Consider the following 9,761-nt stretch of genomic DNA (forward strand, 5'->3'; position numbering starts at 1 on the left):
CACCGTGATAGCCGCCGGTCGCCCATGCGGGACGCAGCGTGACAACCGCCGGTGCTGCCACCGCGCCAAGCCGCAGCAGGGCGCGCCGCGAGGCCTTGCCTTCTGCCAGCTCCATCTCGTCGCTTTTGCGTTCGTCTGTCATATGCCTGTCCCGAAATCCCTCGAATACACTTTATACGCCGACTTGCTCTCATGGGAAGCAAGGACCATACCATTGCTGCGTTTCTAATGGGTTGCGAAGTAAACGGCAGCCAGAAAAGCGAAAGTTGTAAAACGTGCCGACATCTACGGATGATGCCCTGGACGCTGACGGCGCCGGCCGGAACCGGTGGATCGCGGTCGCTGCGGCGGTCGTGCTCGCGGCAGCGGCGGGCTATGCGTTTGCATGGAATGAGCTGATCGGCGCCGCCCTGCTCGCGCTGCTTGCGACTGCGGCCGGGGCGTTCGCCGCGCGCCCGCCGCGAACGCCGCCCCGGCTTCCCGAGGAGGGCGCGGCGAACACGGATGATGCGCAGCCGTCAATCATGCTCGACTCGCTCGAAAACGCGGCCGTTCTCGTCGATCGCAACTTCGGTATCCTCGCGATGAACGCGGAGGCGGTGGACGCTTTCGGTGCCCATGCGCTTGGCGAGGACATCCGAATCGCCATTCGGCATCCCGCGGTGATCGAGACGGTGACGACCGCGATGCGGCAGAACCGCGATTCGATCCGCGAGATCGAGGGGATCGGGCGGCACTCCACGGTGTTTCGCCTACGCGCCGGGCCAGCGGGAGACGCGCGGCTGCTGCTGTCGTTCGCGGACGTTTCGCCCGCGCGGCTCGCCGAGCGGATGCGCGCCGATTTCGTGGCGAACGCCAGCCACGAACTGCGGACGCCGCTTGCGACGCTCGTCGGCTTCATCGAAACCCTGCAAGGGCCGGCCGCGAACGATCCGGCGGCGCGCGCGCGTTTTCTCGACGTGATGGCGAATGAGGCTGCGCGCATGACGCGGCTCGTCGACGACCTGATGTCGCTGTCGCGCATCGAACTCGACAAGAACATCCGCCCACGCGAGATCATCGATCTCGCACCGCTGTTCGAAAACGTCGCGACGACCTCCGCCATGGCGCTGGAGGCGGACAAGCGGCAGCTCGTGATGGCCATAGAGCCGGAGCTGCCACAGGTGATCGCGGACAAGGACCAGGTACTTCAGGTGCTCCACAACCTGATGACCAACGCGATCAAATACGGACGCACCGGCACACCGATCACCGTCTCCGCCGATCGGGCGAAAGCGCTGCAGGGAGAGGTTGTGCGAATTTCCATCGCCGATGTCGGCGACGGCATCGCCGCAGAGCATATCCCGCGCCTTACCGAGCGCTTCTATCGCGTGGATACAGGCCGTTCGCGGCGTCTTGGCGGCACCGGGCTCGGGCTCGCTATCGCCAAGCACATCGTCGAAAGGCATCGCGGAACTCTGGAAATCACCAGCGAGCAGGGGGTCGGCACCACCGTCAGCTTCACTTTGCCCGCGTCGGTGTCACAAATCTGAAAAGATGACACCACACAAGCGCCCGGAACGTGCAACCGGGCGAATCAATCCGCCGCACCGTCGCGGCAATGGGCGTATCAACGAGAAAGGATGAAGGCGTGCGTGCCGGAAGGTTGGCAATGCGCGCCGTTCGATCATGTCAGCAGCTGCCCTGATCCTTGTCCTGCTCGGTCTGGCCGTCGCGGCGTTTCTCGCTGCCCGCGCCCGTGCCGCTGCGTTCGCGGGTGGACGTACGTTCGCGAACGCTGCGGACCGGATCTCGTCGATCCATTCCCGTCCCGCCTATCACGGCTGGTATGTCGCGCTGTGGGCGCTGGTGCCGGCGCTCATCCTCGTGCTGGCTTGGACAGTCGTTGGCGAAAGCATCATCGCGGACCGCACGATCGCGTCGCTTCCCGCTGAAAGCCAGCCGCAGACGACGCTCGACCGGCAGGCCTTCCTTACCGAGGTGCGTGGCGTCGTCTCGGGGCAGCTCTCGGGGGCGTTCAACCCCGCGGCCGATGCGGCGGTCCCGATTTATCGCTCGATCAAGACGCAATGGTCTCTGGTGATCGCTGGCCTTGCGGCGCTGCTTGCGATGTCGGGCGGCGGCTTCGCCTGGCTGCGCGTGCGTCCGCACTTCCGCGCCCGGCCCCGCGTCGAACGGTTCATCATGGTTGTGCTCGTCCTGTCGTCGCTGGTGTCGATCCTCACCACCTTCGGCATCGTGCTTTCGCTCATCTATGAAAGCGTCGAGTTCTTCCGCCGCGTGTCGCCGATCGAGTTTCTGTTCGGCACCAACTGGAGCCCGCAGACGGCGATTCGCGCCGATCAGGTCGGCTCATCGGGCGCGTTCGGCGCGGTGCCGCTGTTCTGGGGCACGATTTTCATCGGCGCGATCATTGCGATGATCGTCGCGATCCCGCTGGGGCTCATGTCGGCGATCTACCTGACCCAGTATGCGAAGCCGCGCTCGCGCAAGATCATGAAACCGATGCTGGAGGTGCTCGCGGGCGTGCCCACAGTGGTCTACGGCTATTTCGCGGCGCTCACCGTCGCGCCCGCCGTTCGCGAATTCGCGCTCTCGATCGGCATTTCGAACGCCAGCTCCGAAAGCGCGCTGGCGGCGGGCGTGGTCATGGGCATCATGATCATCCCGTTCGTCTCCTCAATGGCGGACGATTCGATCACTGCCGTCCCCGCAGCGATGCGTGACGGCAGCCTCGCGATGGGCGCCACCACCTCGGAAACGATCAAGCGCGTCCTGATCCCGGCCGCGCTGCCCGGCATTGTCGGCGGCGTGCTCCTCGCCGTAAGCCGGGCGATCGGTGAAACGATGATCGTGGTGATGGCCGCGGGCCTTGCCGCCAATCTTACCGCGAACCCGTTCCAGTCGGTGACGACCGTCACGGCCCAGATCGTGCAGCTCCTCACCGGCGATCAGGAATTCGATTCGGCGAAGACACTCTCGGCGTTCGCGCTCGGCCTCGTGCTGTTTGCGGTGACGCTGTGCCTCAACATCTACGCGCTCGCTGTCGTGAAGCGCTACCGGGAAGCGTATGAATAGCCCGCGCGTACAGACCGATTGGGCATCGCCCGTCATGCAGGCGCGCGTGCGACGGCGCTATGCGAAGGAACGCCGCTTCCGTTTCATGGGGTTCGCTGCGCTGGCGCTGGCGGGCGTTTTCCTGCTGTTCCTGCTGGGGACGATCTTCGCGAACGGTTACACGGGTTTCCTGCGGACCGAGGTGAAGCTTGCGGTCGAATACGATCCGTTTGTGCTCGGCATCGACAGCAGCGCGCTTGCGGGCGCAGGTAGCGAAAATGCGCTTAACACGGCGAATTTCCAGGGTGTGATGACTGCCGCCGCCTCTGCGCGCGCCGAGGGTCTCGGCATCGCCGCGAAGGATCTCGTCAGCGACGGTGCGTGGCTTGCGCTGCGCGATGCTGTACGCGGCGATCCGGCGCTCATCGGCCAGCGCGTGGATGTGTGGGTGCCGACTTCGGGTGATTTTGACCTGCTCGGTAAGGGGCTTATCGAGCGAGACGCGCCCGAAGCGAACCGCCCGGTGTCGGACGCGGAGATCGCGGCGTTTGACAGGCTGAAGTCCGAGGGCGCGGTGCGCACCACGCTCAACACCACATTCCTGACGATGGCGGATTCGACGAGCCCCGAGCTTGCCGGCATATGGGGCGCGGCGAAGGGCTCGCTGCTCACGCTCGCCGTTACGCTGCTTCTCTGCTTCCCGATCGGCGTGATGACGGCGATCTACCTTGAAGAGTACGCACCGAAGAATCGGTTCACCGACATGATCGAGGTCAGCATCAACAACCTCGCCGCGGTGCCTTCGATCATCTTCGGTCTGCTCGGGCTTGCGGTGTTCCTCAATTTCTTCGGGATGCCGCGCTCGGCGCCCATCGTTGGCGGGCTTACGCTCGCGCTGATGACGCTGCCGGTGATCGTTATTGCCGGACGCATAGCGATCAAGTCGGTGCCGCCGTCGATTCGCGACGCCGCGCTCGGCGTGGGCGCCTCGCAGATTCAGGTGGTGTTCCACCATGTGTTGCCGCTGGCGCTGCCGGGCATCCTTACCGGTACGATCATCGGCATGGCGCGTGCGCTCGGCGAGACGGCGCCGCTGCTGATGATCGGTATGCGCGCCTTCGTCACTGACGTGCCGGGCGGTCTCGCCACCCCTGCGACGGTGCTTCCGGTGCAGATCTTCCTGTGGTCGGACGAGGTTGCCCGCGGTTTTGTCGAGAAAACCTCGGCAGCGATCATGGTGCTCCTCGTTTTCCTGATGCTGATGAACGGCCTCGCGATATACCTCCGCAACAAGTTCGAGAAACGCTGGTGAACGATATGATGGCGACCATGACGGCGAATGCGGAGGCGGCGGTGACGTCGCCGCCCAAGATGACGGCGCGTGACGTCAAGGTGTTCTACGGCGACAAGCAGGCGTTGAACGGCGTCTCCATCGACGTGCATACCGATCTCGTCACCGCCTTCATCGGCCCTTCGGGTTGCGGCAAGTCCACCTTCCTGCGCTGCCTCAACCGCATGAACGATACGATCGATGCGGCCCGCATCGAGGGTCGGATCGAGCTTGAAGGGCATGATATCTACGCGCCGGACATGGACGTCGTGCAGCTCCGCGCGCGCGTGGGCATGGTATTCCAGAAGCCGAACCCGTTTCCCAAATCGATCTACGAAAACGTTGCCTACGGTCCGCGAATCCACGGGCTTGCCTCCACCAAGGCGGAGCTCGACACCATCGTCGAGCAGAGCCTCGTGCGCGCCAGCCTCTGGAGCGAGGTGAAGGACCGTCTGCAAGACAGCGGTACGGCGCTTTCGGGCGGCCAGCAGCAGCGACTGTGCATAGCGCGCGCCATCGCCGTCGACCCGGAGGTGATCCTGATGGACGAGCCGTGCTCGGCGCTCGATCCCATCGCCACCGCGAAGATCGAAGAGCTGATCGATGATCTGCGCGGCCGCTACGCGATCGTGATCGTCACGCACAACATGCAGCAGGCAGCACGCGTCAGCCAGCGCACGGCCTTTTTCCATCTGGGCACGCTCGTCGAATATGGCGATACCGCGGAAATCTTCACCAATCCGCGCGAGCAGCGTACCAAGGACTATATCACCGGCCGCTTCGGCTAGGAGGCAGGATCGCCATGAACACCACGCCCACTGCGCACACCGTCAAGTCCTTCGACGAGGATTTGCGGCAGCTGCGCCTGCTCATCGGCGAGATGGGCGGGCTTGCGAAGGATCAGGTCGATCGCTCGGTCGCCGCTATCGTTGCGCGCGATGCGGAGGCTGCGCAGGCGGTCGTCCAGTCGGACCCGCGCATCGACAAGCTGGAAGCGGAGGTCGAGCAGCTCGCCATCGCCACGATCGCGCGCCGCGCGCCGCTTGCCGACGACCTTCGCGAGGTGATCGCTGCGCTCAAGATTTCTGCGGTGATCGAACGCATCGGCGACTACGCCAAGAACAATGCAAAGCGCGTGAATTCGATCGCGCAGGATTCGCCGATCCGCCCGATGGTGATCGTGCCTGAAATGGCGCGCATCGTTTCGCAGATGGTCGATGATGCACTTGATTCCTATGCCCGCCGCGATCCCGAACTCGCGCGTGACGTGTGGAAGCGCGACAACTCGGTCGATGAATATTACAACAGCTTGTTCCGGGCGCTGCTGACGTTCATGATGGAAAACCCCCATCACATCACGCCCTCCACGCATATGCTGTTCATCGCCAAGAACCTCGAGCGGATCGGCGATCACGCCACAAACATCGCCGAGGTCGTCTACTACACGGCCACGGGTGAGCATCTGACCGATCGGCAGAAGGCCGACGAAACCGTCTATACGGTCAGCGAAGACGTCGAAGGCGAACAGGAGCGATAGCGACATGAAGCCGAAGATTCTGGTGGTCGAGGACGACGCGAACCTCGTCGAGCTGATCCGGTACAACCTGGAGCAGGAAGATTTCGCGGTCGTCAGCACCGAAGACGGCGAGGAAGCGCTGGTACTCGCGGACGAGGAGAAGCCCGATCTCGTCCTTCTCGACTGGATGATCGTCAATCTCTCGGGCATCGAGGTCTGCCGGAGGATGCGCCGCGAGCCGGCGACCGCCAACCTGCCGATCATCATGCTGACTGCGCGCACCGAGGAGGCGGACCGCATCCGCGGCCTCGAAATCGGTGCTGACGACTACATCACGAAGCCCTTCAGCCCACGCGAACTCGTTGCGCGCATCCGTGCCGTCTTGCGTCGCCTGCGCCCTGCGCTTGCCGGCGGCAACCTCGAATATGCGGGTATCTTCATGGATACGACCGCGCACAAGGTGACGCGCGACGGCCAGCCTGTGGCGCTCGGGCCCACGGAGTTTCGTCTGCTCCGGCACTTCCTCGAACATCCGGGCCGCGTCTTCTCGCGCGAGCAGCTGCTGGATTCGGTCTGGGGGCGCGACGTCTACGTGGAGCAGCGCACCGTCGACGTGCATATCCGCCGTCTCAGGAAGGCGATCAACCTTGATGGTCTGCCGGATGTGATCCGCACGGTGCGCTCGGCGGGTTATTCGCTCGATACGGACGGCCGCCGGGAAGCTGTCGCATAAGACGGGTTTTCGCAAGAGGACCGCTTCGCTAGGCAATCCCCCGATTTCGTTTTCGGGGAGCTGCTTATGACCATTGATTTCAAGGGCCGCGTTGCGATCGTCACCGGTGCAGGTGGCGGCCTTGGCCGCGAATACGCGCTGGAGCTGGCAGCGCGCGGTGCCAAAGTCGTCGTCAACGATTTCGGCGGTGCGCGCGACGGCAGCGGCGGTTCGGCGACCGCGGCGGAACAGGTCGTTGCGGAGATCGAGGCAAAGGGCGGCACGGCCGTGCCGAACCCCGCGAGCGTTACCGATTTTTCCGCCGTCGAGGCGATGGTCGCGGACACGCTTTCGCGCTGGGGCCGTGTCGACATCCTCATTAACAACGCGGGCGTGCTGCGCGACAAGAGTTTCGCGAAGATGACGCTCGACGATTTCCGCTTCGTCCTCGATGTGCACCTGATGGGCTCGGTGAACTGCACCAAGGCTGTGTGGGACGCGATGCGTGACGCCGGCTATGGCCGCATCCTGATGACCTCCTCGTCGACCGGACTTTACGGCAATTTCGGGCAGGCGAACTACGGTGCAGCTAAGCTCGGCCTCGTCGGCCTTATGAAGACGCTGGCGCTTGAGGGCGCCAAGTCGAACATCCACGTCAATTCGATCTTCCCGGTGGCGGGCACACGCATGACGGAGGATGTCATGCCCGAAGAGATGCTGCGGCTTCTCGCGCCGAAAAACGTGGTTCCGGCCGCGCTTTACCTCGTCAGCAACGTGGCGCCGACAAGCACGATCCTCGGTGCCGGTGCAGGGGGCTTCCACGCCGCGCACGTGACGCTGACGCACGGCATCATGGTGCCTGAGGCGGAGCGCACGGTGGAAACCGTTGCAGCACGGATCGCAGAGATCACCGACCGCGCCGGCGAGACCGTGCCAACGAACGGCGCAGAGCAGGGCGGTCTCGTCATGTCGCGGCTGGGCGAGTTGAAGGGCTAGAGCATCGTGCGGAAAAGTGGGAACCGGTTTTCCGCCCCGAACGATGCGACAACAAAAAGATAGAGCGCGCGTCCTGCGTCCGATTTCACGCAGCGCGCTCTAGACGTCCACCAGCTTCAAGAGCTTGCGCTCCAGCGGCGCGAGCAGCGGCGGCAGTTCGTGGCCGCGGCGCAGCACGGCGCCCGCGTCGCCGAGCAGCAGGTATTGGCCCTGCCGCGTACGCAGCTCGGGGCGTTTCACGACGCGGATCTCGGGGCGCTCCGAGGCGCGGCGGAAGGCGGAAAACACCGCCTCGTCCCGGTTCATGTCAACGGCATAGTCGCGCCAGAGGCCCGCAGCGACCATACGGCCGTAAAGGCTCATGATGTGGTTCAACTCGTGCCGGTCGAAGAAGACCTGGGTGGGGCAACGCCCCGCAAAAAGGGGCGTGACGTTGTTCATGCCTTCCGGGCGGAGGCCCCCGGCTTGGCAGGCTTGAGGTCGGCGGGAGTCAGTTCCGCCAGCCGCTTGCGCAGCGTTTCCACCTCACAGCGCAGGATTTCGAGCTGCTGCGTCTGCGGATCGAACTTTTCACTGCACGGCGTGCCGTAGGGCACGAAGTCCTGTGTCTCCGGCTTCACCTCGACAAGCGTCGAGCGTGCCGGGATGCCGACCATCGTCGCGCCTTCCGCCACATCCTTGGTGACGACCGCGTTCGCGCCGATGCGTGCGCCCGCGCCAACGGTGATGGGACCGAGGATGGCCGCGCCGAGGCTGATGATGACGCCGTCCCCGATCGTCGGGTGCCGCTTGCCGGCGACGCCGTTCGTGGGATTCGTGCCGCCGAGCGTCGAGCCCTGGTACATGGTCACATCGTCGCCGATCTCGGCGGTTTCGCCGATCACGACGAATCCATGATCGATGAACAGCCGCTTGCCGATCTTCGCGCCGGGGTGAATGTCGATGGCCGTCAGCGCGCGCGAAAGGTGGTTTACGAAGCGTGCGAGGAAGAACATCTCGCCGCGATAGAGCCAGTGCGCCACGCGGTGCAGGCCGAGCGCGAGGACGCCTGGATACAGCAGGATTTCCCAACGCGAACGCGGGGAAGGGTCGCGCGCCTTCACCGAATCAAGGTAGGCAACAAAGGTTTCGAACATGATCGTACCGCTTCCCCGGACCGGTCCAGCTGGAAGCGAATCTAGGGCGCGCGATGGCGAATTGCCAGCCCCTCGTATGGAAGGTGCTGAAAGCCCGCTGCGGAGGTGGGTTTGGCACCGCCAAGAAAAACTCGCTTGTGGGCGCGACTCTATATGCCATCAAAGTGGTAGAGAATAGCCGCAGATGGAATTGCCCTCGCTTATGCCGACGGAACTGTTGTCATTCATTGCCGTGGGTTTCGCTGCACAGCTCGTCGATGGTGCTCTTGGCATGGCGTTCGGCGTCATTTCCTCGACCTTGCTCGTCAGCCTCGGCGTTCCGCCCGCCGCGGCGTCGGCGGGCGTCCATACCGTGGAGACCTTCACCACGGCCGTTTCAGGGATCAGCCATGCGCTCCACCGCAACATCGACTGGAAGCTGTTCGCGCGCCTTGTCATTCCAGGTGTAATCGGCGGTGTTCTTGGGGCTTACCTGCTCACGCAGGTTTCTGCCGAAGCTGCGCGCCCGATTGTGCTCGCCTATCTCTCGTGCATTGGCATTCTGCTGATCTGGCGCAGTTGGCGCTATCCGCCAAAGATCAAGAATCCGCGCATTGTCGAACCGCTGGGTCTTGCCGGCGGCTTCCTCGATGCGGCGGGCGGCGGCGGGTGGGGCCCGGTCGTCACGTCGAACCTGTTGATTCAAGGCGCATCGCCCCGCAAGACGATCGGCACGGTCAACACCACCGAGTTTTTCCTGACCCTTACGGTTTCGGCGACGTTCTTGTTCACGCTTGGCGTCGAGTTCTTCACGAAGGCGATGCTGGGACTGCTCATCGGCGGCGTGATCGCCGCACCATTCGGCGCGTGGCTGGCAAAGAGGATCGAGCCGCGTCCGCTGCTGATGATCGTCGGCGTCGTGCTGACGCTCACCAGCGGTTTCGGTATCTGGCGCGCCTTCTTCTAGCGTTCCCAGAACGGGTGCGGCCCGCCGGGGAGGGGGGGGATCCGGCGGGCCGCGGGGGGCTTCAGTGA

General features: G+C 64.2%; 10 protein-coding genes. 8 read left to right on the top strand and 2 right to left on the bottom strand.

Features of this window, described 5'->3' with window-relative positions; genetic code table 11:
* The first annotated feature begins 275 nt into the window (after positions 1 to 275).
* The 7 genes from H2052_RS17530 (at position 276) to H2052_RS17560 (ending at position 7,611) form a co-directional block, all read left to right on the top strand.
* Complete coding sequence (locus H2052_RS17530) at positions 276 to 1,532, top strand: ATP-binding protein (RefSeq protein WP_293784778.1); 1,257 nt, start codon at positions 276 to 278, stop codon at positions 1,530 to 1,532.
* Positions 1,533 to 1,668: 136 nt separating this feature from the next.
* Positions 1,669 to 3,078 (top strand): phosphate ABC transporter permease subunit PstC, encoded by a 1,410-nt coding sequence (gene pstC / locus H2052_RS17535; protein ID WP_293784781.1) that lies wholly within the window; start codon positions 1,669 to 1,671, stop codon positions 3,076 to 3,078.
* Positions 3,071 to 4,369, top strand: a complete 1,299-nt coding sequence (pstA, locus tag H2052_RS17540; RefSeq protein WP_293784784.1) for a phosphate ABC transporter permease PstA — start codon at positions 3,071 to 3,073, stop codon at positions 4,367 to 4,369. The genes pstC and pstA overlap by 8 nt, the downstream gene beginning before the upstream one ends.
* Positions 4,370 to 4,374: 5 nt before the next feature.
* On the top strand, positions 4,375 to 5,175 hold the full coding sequence (gene pstB, locus H2052_RS17545) for a phosphate ABC transporter ATP-binding protein PstB (protein WP_293784810.1): 801 nt from the start codon (positions 4,375 to 4,377) through the stop codon (positions 5,173 to 5,175).
* A gap of 14 nt (positions 5,176 to 5,189) precedes the next feature.
* Positions 5,190 to 5,924, top strand: coding sequence for a phosphate signaling complex protein PhoU (phoU, locus tag H2052_RS17550; RefSeq protein ID WP_293784787.1), 735 nt, complete (start codon positions 5,190 to 5,192; stop codon positions 5,922 to 5,924).
* A gap of 4 nt (positions 5,925 to 5,928) precedes the next feature.
* The gene (phoB, locus tag H2052_RS17555; RefSeq protein WP_121051814.1) at positions 5,929 to 6,636 is read left to right on the top strand and encodes a phosphate regulon transcriptional regulator PhoB; all 708 of its coding nucleotides are present in this window, start codon (positions 5,929 to 5,931) and stop codon (positions 6,634 to 6,636) included.
* Between the two features lie 66 nt (positions 6,637 to 6,702).
* Positions 6,703 to 7,611 (top strand): SDR family NAD(P)-dependent oxidoreductase, encoded by a 909-nt coding sequence (locus tag H2052_RS17560; RefSeq protein ID WP_293784798.1) that lies wholly within the window; start codon positions 6,703 to 6,705, stop codon positions 7,609 to 7,611.
* A gap of 99 nt (positions 7,612 to 7,710) precedes the next feature.
* Here H2052_RS17560 and H2052_RS17565 read toward each other — a convergent pair whose 3' ends face one another.
* The gene (locus H2052_RS17565) at positions 7,711 to 8,052 is read right to left on the bottom strand and encodes a DUF2794 domain-containing protein (RefSeq protein WP_293784801.1); all 342 of its coding nucleotides are present in this window, start codon (positions 8,050 to 8,052) and stop codon (positions 7,711 to 7,713) included.
* Positions 8,049 to 8,747 carry a serine O-acetyltransferase EpsC gene (gene epsC / locus H2052_RS17570; RefSeq protein WP_293784804.1) on the bottom strand — a complete coding sequence of 233 codons (699 nt, stop codon included), beginning with the start codon at positions 8,745 to 8,747 and terminating at the stop codon, positions 8,049 to 8,051. Before epsC ends, H2052_RS17565 begins: the two co-directional genes overlap by 4 nt.
* A 202-nt stretch (positions 8,748 to 8,949) precedes the next feature.
* Here epsC and H2052_RS17575 point away from each other — a divergent pair, with 202 nt between their 5' ends.
* On the top strand, positions 8,950 to 9,693 hold the full coding sequence (locus H2052_RS17575) for a sulfite exporter TauE/SafE family protein (RefSeq protein ID WP_293784807.1): 744 nt from the start codon (positions 8,950 to 8,952) through the stop codon (positions 9,691 to 9,693).
* Positions 9,694 to 9,761: the final 68 nt, after the last annotated feature.

Source organism: Sphingosinicella sp., from assembly GCF_013911755.1.
Lineage (GTDB): Bacteria > Pseudomonadota > Alphaproteobacteria > Sphingomonadales > Sphingomonadaceae > Sphingosinicella.

Excerpts from the sequence above, each read along its gene's own strand:
- epsC (WP_293784804.1), bottom strand. The coding sequence starts at position 8,747 with ATGTTCGAAACCTTTGTTGCCTACCTTGATTCGGTGAAGGCGCGCGAC.
- phoB (WP_121051814.1), top strand. The coding sequence starts at position 5,929 with ATGAAGCCGAAGATTCTGGTGGTCGAGGACGACGCGAACCTCGTCGAG.
- pstB (WP_293784810.1), top strand. The coding sequence starts at position 4,375 with ATGATGGCGACCATGACGGCGAATGCGGAGGCGGCGGTGACGTCGCCG.
- phoU (WP_293784787.1), top strand. The coding sequence starts at position 5,190 with ATGAACACCACGCCCACTGCGCACACCGTCAAGTCCTTCGACGAGGAT.
- H2052_RS17565 (WP_293784801.1), bottom strand. The coding sequence starts at position 8,052 with ATGAACAACGTCACGCCCCTTTTTGCGGGGCGTTGCCCCACCCAGGTC.
- pstA (WP_293784784.1), top strand. The coding sequence starts at position 3,071 with ATGAATAGCCCGCGCGTACAGACCGATTGGGCATCGCCCGTCATGCAG.
- H2052_RS17560 (WP_293784798.1), top strand. The coding sequence starts at position 6,703 with ATGACCATTGATTTCAAGGGCCGCGTTGCGATCGTCACCGGTGCAGGT.
- pstC (WP_293784781.1), top strand. The coding sequence starts at position 1,669 with ATGTCAGCAGCTGCCCTGATCCTTGTCCTGCTCGGTCTGGCCGTCGCG.
- H2052_RS17575 (WP_293784807.1), top strand. The coding sequence starts at position 8,950 with ATGCCGACGGAACTGTTGTCATTCATTGCCGTGGGTTTCGCTGCACAG.